15 protein-coding genes are annotated in these 16459 nt (G+C 75.5%); 8 read left to right on the forward strand and 7 right to left on the reverse strand.

Annotated elements, in window-relative coordinates:
* Window positions 1–71: 71 nt before the first annotated feature.
* Window positions 72–1262 carry an AI-2E family transporter gene (locus K1J57_RS29015; protein WP_220565854.1) on the reverse strand — a complete coding sequence of 397 codons (1191 nt, stop codon included), beginning with the start codon at window positions 1260–1262 and terminating at the stop codon, window positions 72–74.
* Between the two features lie 236 nt (window positions 1263–1498).
* Here K1J57_RS29015 and K1J57_RS29020 point away from each other — a divergent pair, with 236 nt between their 5' ends.
* From K1J57_RS29020 to K1J57_RS29030, 3 genes are all read left to right on the forward strand, one after another.
* Window positions 1499–1864, forward strand: coding sequence for a helix-turn-helix domain-containing protein (locus K1J57_RS29020; protein WP_220565855.1), 366 nt, complete (start codon window positions 1499–1501; stop codon window positions 1862–1864).
* A 129-nt stretch (window positions 1865–1993) separates the two neighbouring features.
* Window positions 1994–2923 carry a universal stress protein gene (locus tag K1J57_RS29025; RefSeq protein ID WP_220561882.1) on the forward strand — a complete coding sequence of 310 codons (930 nt, stop codon included), beginning with the start codon at window positions 1994–1996 and terminating at the stop codon, window positions 2921–2923.
* A 5-nt stretch (window positions 2924–2928) separates the two neighbouring features.
* Window positions 2929–3963, forward strand: a complete 1035-nt coding sequence (locus K1J57_RS29030; protein WP_255646676.1) for an ArsR family transcriptional regulator — start codon at window positions 2929–2931, stop codon at window positions 3961–3963.
* Window positions 3964–3996: 33 nt separating this feature from the next.
* Here K1J57_RS29030 and K1J57_RS29035 read toward each other — a convergent pair whose 3' ends face one another.
* The 3 genes from K1J57_RS29035 to K1J57_RS29045 form a co-directional block, all read right to left on the reverse strand.
* A complete protein-coding gene (locus K1J57_RS29035) occupies window positions 3997–4815 on the reverse strand; it encodes an NAD(P)H-binding protein (protein WP_220561883.1) in 819 nt (272 codons plus the stop codon).
* A 113-nt stretch (window positions 4816–4928) separates the two neighbouring features.
* On the reverse strand, window positions 4929–5642 hold the full coding sequence (locus K1J57_RS29040; protein ID WP_220561884.1) for a pyridoxamine 5'-phosphate oxidase family protein: 714 nt from the start codon (window positions 5640–5642) through the stop codon (window positions 4929–4931).
* Between the two features lie 74 nt (window positions 5643–5716).
* Window positions 5717–6670, reverse strand: coding sequence for an NAD(P)-dependent alcohol dehydrogenase (locus K1J57_RS29045; protein ID WP_220565857.1), 954 nt, complete (start codon window positions 6668–6670; stop codon window positions 5717–5719).
* Window positions 6671–6792: 122 nt separating this feature from the next.
* Between K1J57_RS29045 and K1J57_RS29050 the strand changes: the two genes are divergently transcribed.
* The 4 genes from K1J57_RS29050 to K1J57_RS29065 all read left to right on the forward strand — a co-directional run bounded on the left by K1J57_RS29050 (window position 6793) and on the right by K1J57_RS29065 (window position 11852).
* Window positions 6793–7443: a TetR/AcrR family transcriptional regulator gene (locus K1J57_RS29050; protein ID WP_220561885.1), complete on the forward strand. Its 651-nt coding sequence runs from the start codon at window positions 6793–6795 to the stop codon at window positions 7441–7443.
* A gap of 13 nt (window positions 7444–7456) precedes the next feature.
* On the forward strand, window positions 7457–8893 hold the full coding sequence (locus K1J57_RS29055; RefSeq protein ID WP_220561886.1) for a PLP-dependent aminotransferase family protein: 1437 nt from the start codon (window positions 7457–7459) through the stop codon (window positions 8891–8893).
* A gap of 407 nt (window positions 8894–9300) precedes the next feature.
* Window positions 9301–10098 (forward strand): siderophore-interacting protein, encoded by a 798-nt coding sequence (locus K1J57_RS29060; protein WP_220561887.1) that lies wholly within the window; start codon window positions 9301–9303, stop codon window positions 10096–10098.
* Between the two features lie 146 nt (window positions 10099–10244).
* A complete protein-coding gene (locus K1J57_RS29065; RefSeq protein ID WP_220561888.1) occupies window positions 10245–11852 on the forward strand; it encodes a glycoside hydrolase family 10 protein in 1608 nt (535 codons plus the stop codon).
* Window positions 11853–11931: 79 nt separating this feature from the next.
* Here K1J57_RS29065 and K1J57_RS29070 read toward each other — a convergent pair whose 3' ends face one another.
* The 3 genes from K1J57_RS29070 to K1J57_RS29080 all read right to left on the reverse strand — a co-directional run bounded on the left by K1J57_RS29070 (window position 11932) and on the right by K1J57_RS29080 (window position 14835).
* Window positions 11932–12690 carry a thioesterase II family protein gene (locus tag K1J57_RS29070; RefSeq protein ID WP_220561889.1) on the reverse strand — a complete coding sequence of 253 codons (759 nt, stop codon included), beginning with the start codon at window positions 12688–12690 and terminating at the stop codon, window positions 11932–11934.
* 208 nt (window positions 12691–12898) lie between these two features.
* Entirely contained in the window at window positions 12899–13552 is a 654-nt protein-coding gene (locus K1J57_RS29075; RefSeq protein WP_220561890.1) for a response regulator transcription factor, read from the reverse strand.
* A complete protein-coding gene (locus tag K1J57_RS29080; protein ID WP_220561891.1) occupies window positions 13537–14835 on the reverse strand; it encodes a sensor histidine kinase in 1299 nt (432 codons plus the stop codon). Before K1J57_RS29080 ends, K1J57_RS29075 begins: the two co-directional genes overlap by 16 nt.
* 431 nt (window positions 14836–15266) lie before the next feature.
* Here K1J57_RS29080 and K1J57_RS29085 point away from each other — a divergent pair, with 431 nt between their 5' ends.
* Complete coding sequence (locus K1J57_RS29085; RefSeq protein ID WP_220561892.1) at window positions 15267–16430, forward strand: acyltransferase family protein; 1164 nt, start codon at window positions 15267–15269, stop codon at window positions 16428–16430.
* The last annotated feature ends 29 nt before the right edge of the window (window positions 16431–16459 follow it).

Consider the following 16459-nt stretch of genomic DNA (forward strand, 5'->3'; position numbering starts at 1 on the left):
CACATTCCAAGGTTCCGGTACCCACCTTTTTATCAGGTACCCACCTCAAGGTTAGTCAGGAGGTCAGGGTGTCAGGGGGGTGTCGGGCCCGAGGCGGCGTCCGTCGCCCCGGAAGCGCCGCCGTCCCCGCCGGAGCCCTCCTCCGGCCCCTCCGCACCGCCCGGCGGCGGCTCGTCCCGCTCACCGTCCGCCGCCTCCGCCGGCTCCTCCGAAGCGCTCAGCAGCGGGTGCTCCTCCACCTCGTAGCGCCGGATGTAGGACCCCAGGAACGCCTGGAGGCTGGCGCCCATCGGCAGGGCGAGCAGCGCGCCCGGCGCCCCCATGATCGCCACGCCCGCCAGGACCGACCCGAAGGCCACCGCGGGGTGCATGTCCAGCGTCCTGGCGGTGATGCGCGGCTGGAGCACGTAGTTCTCGAACTGCTGGTAGACGACCACGAACACCAGCACCCACACCGCCGTCCAGGGCCCCTGCGGCAGCGCCACCAGCACCGGGACGAGCCCGCCGACGTAGGTGCCGACCGTGGGGATGAACTGCGACAGCACCCCGACCCACAGCGCCAGCGCGAACGCGAACGGCACGTCCAGGGCCGCCAGGACCAGGTAGTGCGCGATGGCCGAGACCAGGGCCATCAGCGCCCGCGAGTACAGGTACCCGCCGGTCTTCTCGATCGCGATCTCCCAGGCCCGCAGCACCTCGCGCTGGGTGCGCGGCGGCAGCACCGAGCAGATCACCCGGCGGAAGCGCGGGCCGTCGGCGCACAGGTAGAACGTGAACAGCGCGACCGCCAGCCCGTTGAAGAGCAGCCCCAGCAGGGTCGACCCCGCGCCCAGCGCGTTGTCGGCGATCCGGGAGGCGTACTGCTGGACCACCCCGCTGGCGCTGGTCACCGACTCCATGAGGTTGGTCGGCGAGTAGTCGGTGCCGAAGGTGGCGTTGGCCCACACCAGCGTCGCGCGCAGCATCCGGGGCGTCTCGGCCGCCAGGGACAGCACCTGCCCGATCAGCATGGAACCGAGCATGCTCAGGAACACCCCGGTCGCCAGCACCACCAGCAGCATGACCGCGCCGGTGGCCGGGCCGCGGGGCCAGTGGCGCCGGTGCAGCCAGTTGACGGCCGGTTCCAGCGCCAGCGCCAGGAACAGGGAGATCAGCAGCAGGACGATGAGCCCCTGCAGCTCCAGGAACAGCCACAGGGCCACGCCGAAGGCCGTGACGGTCCACATGACCATCAGGACCGCGCGGGGCAGCCACGGGGGCATGGTCCGCTGATCGGTGCTCGGGTCCCGGGGGGCCGGGGTGTTCGTCTGCAAGCCGGGGCTTCCTTCTCTTCGCTGGCCCTGCCGGGCCCGGGACCGTTCCCGTCCCGTCTACCGGACACTAGCCGCCCCGCGGGGTCCGCGGGGCTCGCGCGCGCCCCGGCCGCCGGCCCCGTCGTCCGCCCCGCCGTCCCTCCCGCGCGCCCGGGGCCGCCTGCGGGTAGGTTGGCGGGGTGAGCATGACCGGAGGTCTTCCCAAGGGCGAGGTGTTCAGCGCCGACTGCCCGTCCCGCCGCCTGCTGGGCGAGGTCACCTCCAAGTGGGGCGTCCTGGTCCTGGTGGCGCTGCGCGAGGGGCCGCTGCGCTGGAGCGAGCTGCTGCGCCGCATCGGCGGCGTCAGCGAGAAGATGCTCGCCCGCACCCTGCGCTCCTTCGAGGCCGAGGGCCTGGTGCTGCGCGACGCCCGCCCGGTGGTGCCGCCGCACGTGGAGTACAGCCTCACCGAGGCCGGGCACGAGGTCACCGCCCGGCTCGTCCCGCTGGTCGCCTGGGCCGAGGAGCACGCGGTCCGGACCTCCGGGGCGGGGGACCGCGCGCACGGCTGACCCGTGCCCCGCCCCCGGGCGCCCGAGTTCTCCGCCACACCAGCCGCGGTCCCGGTTCCCGTACCGCCCGTGGGGCACACTCCTCTCAGGGCGCGGAACGGGGCGCCAGGGGCGAAGGAGGCGGCAGCGATGACCGACGACCAGGGACGCGCACCGGCGGTGGTGACGGGCGTGGACGGCTCCGCGGAGGCGCGGGCGGGCCTGGAGTGGGCCTGCGCCGAGGCCGAGCGGAGAGGGTGGCCGCTGAAGGTGGTGCACGCCCTGTCCATGCCGGTCGTGGTGAGCGTCTACGCCGGGCGCACCCGGTTCCCTCCCAGTGAGGAGATCTCCGAGCAGGGCCGGCGCATCCTGGAGAAGGAGGCGGACCACGCCCGCGGGCTGCGCCCCGGGGTGGAGGTCCTCACCGACCTCGCCCTGGAGGAGCCCCCGGCGGCGCTGCTGCACCGGTCCGGCCCCGGCGACCTGGTCGTGGTGGGCTCGCGCGGCTTCGGCCCGGTCCGCGCGGCCCTGGCCGGGTCGGCGGGTATCCGCCTGGCCGCCCGTGCCGCCTGCCCGGTCGTGGTGGTGCCCCGGCCCGCCGAGGGCCGCCCGGTGCCCCTGGAGCCCCGGCGCATCGTGGTCGGCGTCGACGGGTCCCTGGACTCCCAGCACGCCCTGGACTTCGCCCTGCACGAGGCGGCCCGGATCACGGACTCCGAGGTGACCGTGGTCAACAGCTGGGAGGCGCCCACCCCGTTCGCGTCCCAGGCGCTGATCGCCTCGGGATGGACCCCGCCCGAGGACTTCCTGGACCGGCAGTCGGAGGAGATCGTCGCCGGGGTCCTGGCCGAGGTCATGGACGAGACCGTCGAGCACGTGGACGTGTCCGTGGTGCGCACCCGCAAGAACCCGGTGGAGGCCCTGGTGGAGGCCGGGGCGCAGGCCGACCTCATCGTGGTCGGCTCCCGGGGCCGCGGCAGCGTCCAGGGCATGTTCCTGGGCTCGGTCAGCCAGGGCGTCCTGCACACCGCCACCGTCCCGGTCGCGGTGCTCCCCCACCGCACCGGAAGCGAGGAGTGAACCCGTTGGGTGACACGAGCGAGGAAGCCCGCGCCCACCGCACCCTGGGCGGGATGCTGTTCGGCGGCATGGTCGCCCACCTCGTGGGCGGCGCCGTCCGCCTGGGCCTGCCCGACGCCCTGGGCGAGGGGGAGGCGACCGTGGCCGAGCTGGCCCGCGCCCTGGACGCGCGCGCCGACACCCTCGAACGCCTGCTGCGGGCGCTGGAGGCCGTGGAGCTGGTGGCCGAGACCGGCCCGGGCCGGTACGCCCTCACCCCGGCCGGGCACCTGCTGCGCACCGACCACCCCGACTCCCGGGCGGCCATCGCCCGGTTCTACACCGACGCGCTGCTGCTGGACTCCTGGCGGGAGCTGCCGCAGAGCGTGCGCGACGGCTCGGTGGCGTTCGAGCGCGTGCACGGCACGTCGTTCTTCGAGCACCTGGACGGGCACCCCGACCGGGCGGAGATGTTCCACGCCGCCATGGCCGACGGCACCCGCGGCACCGCCCGGGTGCTGCCCGACGCCTACGACTTCGCGCCGTTCTCCACGGTGGTGGACGTGGGCGGCGGCGACGGCACGCTGATCTCGGCGGTGCTGGCCCGCCACCCGCACCTGGCCGGCGTGCTGTTCGACGCGCCCGGCGGCGCCGCCCGCGCCCCGGCGGTCCTGGAGAAGGCCGGGGTCGCCGACCGGTGCTCGGTGGTGGCCGGGGACTTCTTCCGCTCCCTGCCGGCCGGGGACGTGATGCTGCTCAAGAGCATCGTCCACGACTGGGACGACGAGCGCGCGGCGACGATCCTGTCCCGCTGCCGGGAAGCGGTCTCCGACGGCGGCCGGCTGCTGCTGGTGGAGCCGATGCTGCCGGACGGCCCCGGCGCGGCCGGTCCGCCGGTGCCGTTCCTGAGCGACCTGAACATGCTGGTCAACACCGGTGGCCGGGAGCGCACCCGGGCCGGCTTCGAGGCCCTGTGCGCCTGGACCGGGTTCGCGCTGGAGTCGGTGCGCACGCTGCCCGCGCCCTCAGGGAACACGCTGGTCGAGGCCGTCCCGGTGTGAGGCCGGGCGGCCCTGAGGCCGCCCGGCACCGGCTCAGGCCCGGAAGGCGTCGGCGTTCTCGCGCGCCCACTGCGCGAAGGTGAGCGCGGGGCGCCCGGTGACCTCCCGCACCGTGGGCAGCACCCGGCCCGCCGTCTCGGGCGGGCCCAGGGCCAGGGCGACGCCGAACTCGACGTAATCCTCGGGGAAGCCCTGGGAGCGCAGGCGCTCGCGCTCCTGGTCCTCGGTCAGGTGCACCCAGCCGACCTCCGTGCCCAGCGCCTCCCCCAGGTCGCGCGCCCGCTCGGCGGGGGTGAGCGCCTGCGGGCCGGTCAGGACCAGGTCGCGGCCGCCCTGGCCGCCCTCGGTCAGGGCCGCGCCCGCGACGGCGGCGATGTCGGCCTCGTGGACCACGGCGCTGGGCCAGGCGGCCAGGGTCCGCACCGCGCCCGCCTCCCGCACGTCGGGGGCCCACTCCAGGGCGCCGGACATGAACTCCATCGGGGCCAGCACCGTCCACTCCAGGCGGTCGGTGCGCACGGCGTCCTCCATCGGGCTGCCGCCGAAGGCGCCCAGGACGGTGGCGCGCCGCACCCCGGAGGCGACGGCCAGCTCGACGATGCCGGCGGCCTCGGCCAGCTCGGCCCCGTCGTCGCCGCCGAAGGTGATGAGGTGGACGCCGTCCACCCCGGCGAAGGCGTCCTTCAGCGTGGCGGGGTCGGTGAGGTCGCCGCCCGCCACCTCCACCCCGGGGCCGAGGTCGGCCCGGTCGGGGCGGCGGGTGAGCGCCCGGACGGGGTGCCCCCGGTCGGCCAGCCACCGCACCAGGTGGCGCCCCACGGTCCCCGTCGCACCGGTCACCAGAACGGTCATGTCGCTCCCTCGTCTCGCGCGTTCCGCTTCGGTGACCCCACTCTCGCGGGGGTGGAGGCCACTTGGTGTCCTCCACTCGCACGGATTCCGGGAGGTTCCCGCCCCGCCCGGGGTCAGGCGGGCGAGCGGTGCTCCCGCAGGTGGCGCGGGACCCCGATGCCCGGCTTGAGCAGCGGGTCCGGCTCCGGCTCGCCGTACACCTGCCGGACGGGGACGATCCCGGCCCACACGTCCAGGTCCATGTCCTCCTCCTCGTCCCCCGGCGGCCCGGTGCGGACCTTCACCGACGCCTCGGCCAGGGACAGCGCCAGCACCCGGGTGGCCGCCATCTCCTTGCGGTCGGGCTCGCGGATCTCCGCCCAGCGGCCCGGGGCGATCTGCTCGGTCAGGGCGCGCAGCCCGGCCGTGCGCTCGTCCGGGTCGGTCACCACCCGCGGGCGGCCGTAGACCATCGCCGACCGGTGGTTCACCGAGTGGTGGAACGCCGACCGGGCCAGCACCAGGGCGTCCACGAGGGTGACCGTCACGCACACCTCGCCGTCGGCGTTCATCGACCGCGCCCCCGTGGACCCGTGCAGGTAGAGGGTGTCGCCGATGCGCCCGTAGGCGGTGGGCATCACGCGGGGGGCGCCGTCCACGACCACGCCCAGGTGGCAGAACAGGCCCTCGTCGAGCAGGGCGTACAGCTCGGCGCGGTCCTCGCGCTGCTTGTGCCTGCCCCGGCGCAGCCGGGTCCGGTCGGTGGCGGACAGGGGCGCGGACGCGGGGTCCGGGGCGGCCGGGGCCTGCGGGCCCCGGCCCGGAACGGTTTCGGTGGTCGAGTGCATGCCTTCACGTTAGGAGCCGGGTGGACCCCCGAACAGGGCCACTTCCGCCCCGAAACGCACGACCACTTCGGTGCTCAGGCGGTCGTGTCGACGACCACCTTGCCGCGCACGCCGCCCGCCTCCAGCGCACGATGCGCCCCGGCCAGGTCCGAGAGCGGGAACACCCGGTCCACCACCGGCCGCAGGTCGCCGGCCTCGACCAGGCGGGCCACCTCCTCCAGCAGGTCCCGGCGCGGGTTCCCGCTGAAGAACCGCACCCGGCCGCGGCCGTGCACCGCCGAGCCCAGGATGTACCCCAGGGACCGGAGCGGGCGGTCCAGGTCGAAGGACACCGCGACCATCCGCCCGCCCGGGGCCAGCAGGGCCCGGTAGGCGGGCAGGCCGGTGCCCACCGTGTCCAGGACGACGTCGAAGCGGCCCAGGTCGGCCGGGGCAGTGGTGCGGTAGTCGAAGGCCTCGTCGGCGCCCAGCTCCCGGGCCAGGTCCAGGTGCTCGGCCCGGGCCAGGGCGGTGACGTGCGCGCCGTAGGCCCTGCCCAGCTGCACCCCGCTCACACCGACGCCGCCGGTGGCGCCGCGCACCAGCAGCCGCTCCCCCGGGCGCAGCCGCGCCTTGTCGCGCAGGGCGGTGACGGTGGTGGTGGCCACCGGGATCGCGACCGCCTGGAGCGGGTCCATGCCCCGGGGGACGGCGGCGATCCGGTCGGGCGCCACCGCCACGTACTCGGCCGCGGCGCCGAAGCCGCGCAGCAGGCCCCAGACGCGTTCGCCGACCCCGACGCCGCGCACGTTCGCGCCCACCGCGACCACGTCGCCGACGAAGTCCAGGCCCAGCCGCCGGGGCGGCCCGCCCATGACCAGGCCGCCCAGCGGGCCCAGTGCGCCCGAGCGCCCCGAGAGCTCGCCGCCGTTGACACTGGTGGCCAGCACCCGCACCAGGACGCGGTCGTCGCCGTGGTCGGGCACCGGCAGGCGCCCCTGGTAGATCACCTCCGGCGGCCCGTACCGGTCGAACAGCGCCGCGCGCATCTCCTGTGCCACCCGTCTCCTCCGTTCACGGTGGGGTGTGCGGGCCGCCGTCCGGCCCGTGCCCCGTGAACGGTAACCAGGGAAACGGAGGGCATCGTCCACTTAGCGGTAATGTGAGACACATGCCCGGAGATCCGTCTCAGATGGCGTCGGCCGGACCCGCGCTGCGCGCCGACGCCCTGCGCAACCGCGAGCGCATCCTGCGCGCCGCCCGCGAGGCGTTCGCCTCCCACGGCATCGACGTGCCCATGGCCACCATCGCCCGCCGCGCCGGAGTGGGCACCGCCACCCTGTACCGGCGCTTCCCCACGCGCGACGACCTGGTCGCCGAGGCCTTCGCCGACCAGGCCTCCGCCTGCGCCGACCTCGTCGACCACGCCCTGGCCGACCCCGACCCCTGGCGCGGGTTCGCGGCCTCGCTGTACCGCATCGCCGCCATGCAGGTCGCCGACCGGGGGTTCGGCGCCGCGTTCCTGGGCTCCTCCCCCCTCTCGCCCGAACTGGAGGAGCGCCGCGCGCGGGCCGAGGAGGGGTTCGCGCGGCTGATCCTGCGCGCCAAACAGGCCGGGGCCCTGCGCGCCGACTTCGAGCGCACCGACCTCACCCTGGTCCTCATGGCCGTCGACGGCATCCGCGCCGACACCGCCGAGGCGGCGCTGGCCGCCGCCCGCCGCATGGTCGGCCACCTGCTGCGGTCCTTCCGCACCGACCCCGGCTCCGCGCCGCCGCTGCCGCCGCCCGCGCCGGTCGGCCTGTACCACCTCGAACTCTAGGAAGCCCGCGCCCGTGCCCCGACAGCACGCCGAACCGGCCCTGCGCCTGGACCGCTCCGGCGACGCGCCGCTCACCCTCCAGCTGGCCGCCGCCCTGCGCGCGGCCGTGACCGGCGGGTCCCTCACCCCGGGCGAGCGCCTGCCCTCCAGCCGGACCCTCGCCGCCCAGCTGGGGGTCAGCCGCACTGTCGTCACCGACGCCTACCAGCAGCTGTACGCCGAGGGGTGGCTGGAGGGCCGGCACGGGTCGGGCACCTTCGTCGCCCCGGGCGCCGCGCCCGCGCCCGCCGAGCCCGCCCCCATCGAACCGGCCTGGCGCACCGCCGCCGCCCGCAGCGGCCGCACCGCGACGGAGGACCGGCCCACCCGCGCCGAGCTGCGCGAACGCGGTCTGATCGACCTGCGCCCGGGCGCGCCCTGGGTGGGGTCGGTGGACCGGGCGGCCTGGCGGCGGGCCTGGCGCGCCGCCGCCGACCTGCCCCAGGACGACGACCCGGACCCGCGCGGCCTGCCGGAGCTGCGCTCCCTGCTCGCCGAGCACCTGCGCCGGTACCGCGGGATCGCCGTGGGCCCGGAGAACGTCCTGGTCACCCGCGGCACCGGCAACGGGCTGGACCTGGCGGGGGCGGCGCTGATCGCCCCGGGCGACCGGGTGGGGGTGGAGGAGCCGGGGTACGGGAAGGCCCGCGCCGTGCTGGCCGCCCGCGGGGCGCGCATCGTCCCGTGCCCGGTGGACCGCGACGGGCTGGTCGTGGACGCGCTCCCCGACGGCCTGGGCCTGGTGTACACCACCCCGGCCCACCAGTACCCGCTGGGCGGGCGGCTGCCGGTGCCCCGCCGCGAGCTGCTGATCTCGTGGGCGCGGGCGACGGGGGCGGTGGTCATCGAGGACGACTACGACGCCGAGTTCCGCTACGACGTGGCCCCGCTGCCCGCCCTGTACGGGATGGACCCGGGGCGGGTGGTGCTGCTGGGGACCCTGTCCAAGACCCTCACCCCGGACCTGGGCATCGGGTGGATCGTCGCCGAACCCGACCTGGTGGAGCACCTGGCGCGGGTGCGCCGCAACCTGACCGACCGCACCCCGGGCCCGGTGCAGGCCGCCACAGCGCTGCTGCTGGAGCGCGGCGACCTGGACCGGCACCTGCGGCGGATGCGCGCCGAGTACGCGCGCCGCCGCGCCCTGCTCATCGAGTACCTGGGGCCGCGCCTGACCGGGGACACCGCGGGGCTGCACGCGATGCTGCCGCTGCCCGCCCGCGAGGTGGCCCCGGTGGTCGCCGAGGCCGCCGCCCGCGGCGTGGTGGTCGACGACACCGGCCGCACCAGCCACGGCGAGCCGACCGTGCACGGCCTGGTCCTGGGCTACGGCTCGGCGTCCCCACCCCAGCTGCGACGCGGCTGCGCCGTGCTCGCCGGCATCCTCGACCGCCGCCTCGGCCCCGCCTGACCCGCTCCGGTCCGGCCGGTCCGCGCGTCCCGCGGCACGAGGTGCGGCCTCACCCGCCGGCCCGTGTCATCGCCCCTTCGCTCATCGGGGCCTCAGGAGTGATCCCGCCCGGGCGACGACCTCCCGGCGGCCGCCGTCGGGGCCCACCCGCCAGGCGGTGAACCCGCCGCACACGATGCACCCCGGTGCGCAACCACGGCTCGGAGTGGCTGACGCCGTACGTCCAGGGGCGTACATATCCGGACATGGCCAGGGGCAGGTCGGAACCGTCGGGGACATGGGGCCTCCAAGGTCGGGAAGGCGATTCCAGAGGGGCCGGTCGGCGGGCCCGGGTCGACGGGGGCGGGTTGGTAAGGCTAACCTCAGGGACGTTCGTGCTCGTTCGTCCGATCCGAGAAGAGTGCCCCGTGCGTGTCGAGAACCCCGCCCACCGCGCGATCATGCGCGCCCGCGTCGTGCGCACCGAGCGGGTCACCAAGCACTTCATCAACATCACCCTGGGCGGGGAGGAGCTCGCGGACTTCGAGTTCCTGGGCCGCGACCAGTTCGTGCGCCTGTTCCTGACCCGCCCCGGCCAGGACCGCCTGCACCTGCCCACCGCCACCGACCGCCGCTGGGTGTCGCAGCTGTACGACATGCCCAAGGAGCGCCAGCCCTACGTGCGCAACTACTCGGTGCGCCGGTTCGACGCCCCGGCCCGGGAGATGGACATCGAGTTCGTCGACCACGGCGAGGGCGGCCCGGCCTCGGCGTGGGCGCGGGCGGCGCGGCCCGGAGACGAGATCGGCCTGCTCACCGACGGCGTCTACTACCTGCCCTCCCCCGGCGCCGGGTTCCAGCTGCTGGTGGGCGACGAGAGCGCGCTCCCGGCGCTCGTGTCGACCCTGGAGCAGGCGCCCGAGACCCTCAGGGCCCGCGTGTACCTGGAGGTGCCCTCGGCCGACGACGTCCGCCCGCTGCGGTCGCTGCCGGGGGTCGAGGTGCACTGGCTGCCCCGCGCCGACCCGCACGCGGTGCCCGGCCGCCTGGCCCTGGAGGCGGTGCGCGCCGCCGAGCTGCCGCAGGAGCGCCTGTACTGCTTCGTCGCCGGGGAGAACGCGCTGCCCACCGAGCTGCGCCGCCACCTGGTGCGCGAGCGGGGCGTGGCCAAGGACGACATCACCTTCATCGGCTACTGGAAGCACGGCCAGGCGGTGACCGACTGACCGGACGCACAGAGCCGCACTGGTTTACCCGGCGAAGGTAAAATTATTCTCTTCGAGGCTCCTGTGTGTCTGAAATGTTATGTAATGACCTACTCTGATGCCTGGTGCGCCGCACGGCGCCCCGAGCCAGGCCCCGAGGAGGTCACGTGGCATCCGGCCGACACAGCACCCGCACCGCTCCCCGCCCCTACAGGAAGTGGGCGGCCTTCGGCGCCGCCGCGGCGGTGATCGCCGCCGGCTACGCGGTCGCGGGCGCCGCCGACGCCCCCGCGCCCGGCCCCGGCGCCTCCCTGTGCCGGGCCGCGGACGACAAGCGCGAGATGCGCGGCGCCTGGCTGACCACCGTCGGCAACATCGACTGGCCCTCCGAGCCCGGCCTGTCCGCCGAGGAGCAGCAGGCGGAGCTGGACGCGCGCCTGGACGAGGCCGCCGAGCTGGGCCTGAACACCGTGTTCCTGCACGTGCGCCCCACCACCGACGCCGTCTACGAGTCCGACCTGGAGCCCTGGTCGCGCTACCTCACCGGCGAGCAGGGCGGCGACCCCGGCTACGACCCGCTGGAGTACGCCGTCGCCGGGGCCCACGAACGCGGCCTGGAGCTGCACGCCTGGTTCAACCCCTACCGCGTCGGCATCTCCTCCGACCTGGAGACCCTCGCCGACGACCACCCCGTCAAGGAGCACCCCGACTGGATGGTCCGCTACGGCGGCGAGGGGTTCCTCGACCCCGGCAACCCCGAGGTGCGGGCCTGGGTCACCGACGTGATCATGGACGTGGTCGAGCGCTACGACATCGACGGCGTCCACTTCGACGACTTCTTCTACCCCTACCCCAAGGACGGCGAGGAGTTCGACGACGACGCCTCCTGGGAGGCGCACGGCGGGGACTTCGACGACCGCGACGACTGGCGCCGCGACAACGTCAACCGGTTCGTCGCCGGGATCCACGAGCGCATCGAGGAGGAGAAGCCCTGGGTCCGGTTCGGTATCTCCCCGTTCGGGATCTGGCGCAACGCGGGCAGCGACCCCGCCGGGTCGGACACCGACGGCCTGGAGTCCTACGCCGCCCAGCACGCCGACACCCGCACCTGGATCCAGGACGGCACCATCGACTACGTGGTCCCGCAGCTGTACTGGGAGCGCGGGTTCGCCGCGGCCGACTACGAGGTCCTCACCGACTGGTGGGCCGACCAGGTGGAGGGCACCGGCGTGGACCTGTACATCGGCCAGGCCGCCTACCGGGCGGGCGAGCCCGGCTGGCGCGGCGAGAGCGCCCTGTCCGACCAGCTCGACTACTCCGACAGCGTCGAGCAGGTGGGCGGCGACGTGTACTTCTCCTTCACGTCGCTCACCGAGGAGGCCGCGGAGGCGTTCGGCCACCTGCGCGAGGAGTACTACTCCGACCCGGCGCTGCCGCCCGTGGCGGACGTGGCCCCCGACACCGACCCCGAGGTCGGGGAGGTGCGCGGCCTGAGCGCCGAGACCGGCGAGGACGGCACCGAGCTGTCCTGGAAGGAGCTGGACGGGGCCCGCTCCTACGCGGTCTACCGCGTCGGCGCCGACCAGGCCGAGGCCGTGGCCTCCGGGGACATCGAGGACGTGTGCGAGGCGCTGACCGCCGACGCCCTGCTCGGGGTCACCGGCACCACCTCCTGGACCGACCGCTCCGACGGGGAGGGCGCCTACGTCGTGACCGCCCTGGACCGGTACCGGATCGAGGGACCCGCGGCGGACCCGGTGGACCCGCGCCTGTGACGGCTCCCCGCCCGTGACCGGGGGCGCGGCCGCGGCGGGAGGGCCGTCCCCTCGGGGGACCTCCCGCCGGCCGCCCCGGTCAGACCGCGCCGGCGAGGTCGCGGACGAGGACGCGCAGCACCTCGGCCCGGTGCCGGACGGGGAAGAAGTGGCCGCCGGGCAGCACCTCCAGGACGTGCCCGCGCGTGGTGAGATCGCCCCAGCGGTCCACCTCGGCGGGTGGGACCGAGGGGTCGTCGGCCCCGGCCAGCGCCGTAATGGGCACGTCCAGGGGTTCGGGGGCGGCGGGCCGGTAGGCGTCGACGAGCCGGTAGTCGCCGCGCACCGAGGGCAGCACCAGGGACCGCAGGTCGAGGTCGTCCAGCAGGCCGGGGGGCGTGCCGCCGAGCTTTTCGATGACGGCGACCAGGCCGTCGTCGTCCAGCAGGTGGACGCCGGAGGCGGGCCCCTCCCGGCCGGGGGCGCGCCGCGCCGACGCGAACAGGCGCACCGGCGGGCCCAGCGGACCGCCTGCCAGGCGGCGGGCCGCCTCGTAGGCGACCAGCGAGCCCATGCTGTGGCCGAGCAGCGCGTACGGGCCGGTCAGGTGGCCCTCCAGGGCCGCCGCGGCCCCCGCCGCCAGGTCCTCCAGCCGCGCGGCCAGGGGCTCGCCGAACCGGGTCTCCCGGCCGGGGTACTGCACGACGACCGACGCGAACCCCTCCGGCAGGCCTGTCGCCCACTCCCGGTAGAAGTTGGCCGTCCCGCCCGCGTGCGGGAAGAGCACCACCGTCAGCCGGGCCCCGGGCCTGGCATGGAAACGGCGCAGCCAGGGCGTCCCCGTGTCGGGAACGGTCATCGCGGCCCACCGACCTCTCGTCTCGGCGCGTTCGGGGCGGGTCCCCGGCGCGTCCGCCCAGCCTGCCACCGGCCGCCCGACCGCCCACCACCGCCCCCTCGGCCGTGCACGCGGACCGGGGTCCGGAGCACCCGCGTGCGGGGCGCCCCCGGCGGGGCCGCGGTCAGGGCCGGGAGTGCGGCGGGCCGTCCGCGGGCCGCGGCACGGGTCAGGTCCTGCCGGCCGCCCCGAGAAAGGTGAGAACGGCGCGGACACGGCGGTTGCCGTCGGCGTCGGCCTCGATGCCGAGCTTCGCGAAGATCGCCGTGGTGTGCTTGCTGATCGCCCCCTCGCTGAGGAAGAGGCGCCGGGCGATGGCCTGGTTCGACAGCCCCTCGGCCATCAGCGCGATGACGTCGCGCTCGCGGGCGGTGAGGGCGTCCAGGGGCGACGCGGAGCCCGCGTTCATGATCTTCGCGACGACGGCGGGGTCGAGGGAGGTGCCGCCGCGGGCGACCCGTTCCACCGCCTCGATGAACTGGTCGGCGTCGAACACCCGGTCCTTCAGGAGGTATCCCACGCCGCCGCCTCCCGCGGCGAGCAGCTCGCGCGCGTAGAGCTGTTCGATGTGCTGGGACAGGATGAGCACCGGCAGGCCCGGCTGTCCGCGGCGCGCCTCCAGCGCGACCTGGAGGCCCTCGTCGGAGAAGGTGGGCGGCAGCCTGACGTCGACGACGGCCACGTCTGGCCGGTGCTCGGCGAGCAGCCGCAGAGCGGTCGGCCCGTCACCCGCGGAGGCCACGACCTTGTGTCCGTAAGCCTCCAACAGCCGAACCAGGCCGTCCCGCAGGAGGTAGAGGTCTTCTACTACGACGATGCGCACGGCACCTCCACGGTGATACGGGTGGGTCCGCCGGGCGGGCTGTCGATCCGGAGGACACCGTCGAATGCGTTGAGGCGGGTCCTGAGCCCCGCCAGCCCCGATCCGGCACCGGCGCGGGCCCCTCCGCGGCCGTCGTCGGCGACGGTGACGGCGACGCCCTGGCGGGTGCGGTCGATGGTGATGTCGATGGCCGACCCGTGCGAGTGCTTCACGGCGTTGGTCACGAGTTCGGCGGTGGCGAAGTACAGACCGGACTCGATCGGCGTCTCCAACCGGTGCTCCAGCGTGGAACGGACCTCGGTCCGCAGGGGCGCGTCCAGGGCGAGCGCGCGGATCGCGTCGACGAGCCCGCGTTCGGCGAGGACCGGCGGGACGATCCCCCGCGCGAGCTCCCGGAGCTCGCGCAGGGCGGCCAGCGAGTTCTCCCGGGTCTGCCTCAGCAGCTCCCTGACCTCGGTCTGGTCGTCGTCCAGCAGCCGCTCGGCCGCGCTGAGCGAGAGGCCGATGGAGACGAGCCGCGCCTGGGCCCCGTCGTGGAGGTCGCGCTCGATCCGGCGCAGCTCGGCCTCCTGCGCGTGGGTGAGGTCGGCCCGCCCCTGGACCAGCGCGGCGATCCTCGCGGCGAACCGCGCGGGGGCCGACGGGCCGAGGAGGCGCCGGGCCGAGGGGACGGCGACCCGCCATCCCACCGGGAGGAGGAGCACTCCGAGGAGCGCGACCGCCACGGCCACGGGTGTTCCGGCCCAGTCCGGCACCGGCGGGGGCGGCGACCACCGCCGCACCACCGCGGCGGCCCCCGCGGCCGTCAGCGCCAGCGGGGCCGCCGCTGCCGCCCCGGCGGTGAACGGGGCGGCCAGGAGCCACAGCATGTCGCGCCAGGCGGCGGGGTCGTACACCCGGGACAGGATCCACCGGTGGAACAGCGAGACCCAGCGGAACCTCTGGTAGTCGTACCCGTTCCACCAGTAGCGCGTCGCCATCCTGGTCACCGGGACCAGGGGCCGGTAGGAGTCGGGGATCGCCGTTCCGGTCCAGCGCAGGACCAGCGACCGCACGGCGCCGCAGACGGGGCGTGGGAACACCACGAGGCAGGGCACCGCCACGCCGAAGACGCACCAGAAGGTCCCGAACGCACTGCCCGTCAGCCGGAGGAAGAAGAACGCGGCGGCCACCCATATCCCGGGGACGAACGCGGTGAGCACGAGGAGAACGGAGGAGCGCACCGCCCCCTGGGCGAAAGGGCGCGCGACGGCGAGGAGGGGTCCGCCGGGGGGCCGGTCCATGCTCTTCTCCGGTTCTCCGGCCGGGGGGCGCGGGTCCCGCCGCGGCCGTGGACGGGGGCGTTTCTCGGGACGGGCGGTCCCGGCCGACCGACGCCCGGTGCGGCGCGGCCCGGCCGCCCACCGCCATTCTCCCGGGCGGCCCCGCCGAGCGCATCCGTCCGGAGCAAGTGTGGGTCCAGACCCACCCCGGACCGGGGCCGGGACGGATTCCCGCGCGGACGGGTGGTCCCTAGCCTCGGTTCAGGGCCGCTGGAGACCCCGGGGCCCGGCTCTTCCGCCCCTGCTCCTCCGCCCCCGGTGCCGACGCGTACGGCGGTGCCCCTTCGCGACGCCGCGCAACGGCGCCGGACCGCCCCGCGTGGCCACCCCCCGGCGTGCCCGCGGACCCGGGCGGCCCCTCCCGCGCCACGACCCCCGAGGAGAAACGAACCATGTCCCTGCCCACCGGTGCCCCGGCCGTGCGGTCCGCGGGCGTCCCGCGGCTGCTCTACCTTGACAACCTGCGCACCGCCCTGACGGTGCTGGTGGTGCTGCACCATGCCGCCATCGCCTACAGCAACGTGCCGCGCTGGTACTACCTGGAGCCGGCCGCCGACCCCTCCGGGATGTTCTTGGACCTGATGCTGGTGTTCGACCAGGCGTTCTTCATGGGTGCGTTCTTCCTCATCGCGGGCCTGTTCCTCCCGGGCTCCCACGACCGCAGGGGCGGCCGGGGCCTCCTCGGGGAACGCCTGCTGCGTCTGGGGATCCCGCTGCTGGCCTGGCTGCTGTTGCTGCGCCCTCTGGTGACGGTGGGCGAGTACACGGCGGAGAGGGACGCGGCCCTCGCAGAAGGGAGCGCGCTGCCCTACTGGGAGTACTACCTGACCTCGCTCACCCCGGGGCCGATGTGGTTCGTGGAGGTGCTGTTCGTGTTCAGCGCGCTCTACGTCCTGTGGCGGTACCTGACGCGCGGAGGCCGGGGCGCGGACCGGCCGTCGCCGGAACCGGGGCGGGCGCCCGGCCCGGTCGCGGTCGCGGGCTTCGTCCTTGGGCTGGGCCTCGCCGGTTACGGGTGGCGGATCTGGCTGCCGATGGACGCCGGGTTCCTGGGCCTGCCCACCCCCGCCTACCTGCCGCAGTACGCGGCGCTGTTCACCGTGGGGGTGCTCGCGGCCCGGCGCGGCCTGCCGGCGGGCCTGTCCGGGAAAGCCGGACGGGCGGGGTTCGCCGCGGCGGGCGCGGCCGCGGCGGCGATCCTCGTCCTCATCGTCGGCTCCTCCGGGGGAACGGAGTTCCTGGGCGGCGGGACCTGGCAGTCCCTGGTGATGGCGGTCTCCGAGTCGGTACTGGCCGTCGGGCTCATCACGGGCCTGCTGGTGCTGTTCCGGGACCGCCTGGACCGCCAGGGGGCCTTCGGGCGGTTCCTGTCGGAGCACGCCTTCACCGTGTACGTGGTCCACCCGGTCGTGCTGGTGGCCCTGGGATACGCGTTCAGCGTGGTGCAGGCGCCGGCCGTGGCGAAGTTCGCGCTGGTGGCGGCCCTGGGGCTGCCGCTCTGCTGGATGCTGGCCTTTCCCGTCCGTGCGCTGCCGGGGGCCCGGAAGGTGCTCTGAGCCCGCCGCCCGGCCCCGGCGGGCCCGGA

It is taken from the genome of Nocardiopsis sp. MT53 (genome assembly GCF_019598965.1).
Taxonomy (GTDB): Bacteria; Actinomycetota; Actinomycetes; order Streptosporangiales; family Streptosporangiaceae; genus Nocardiopsis; species Nocardiopsis changdeensis.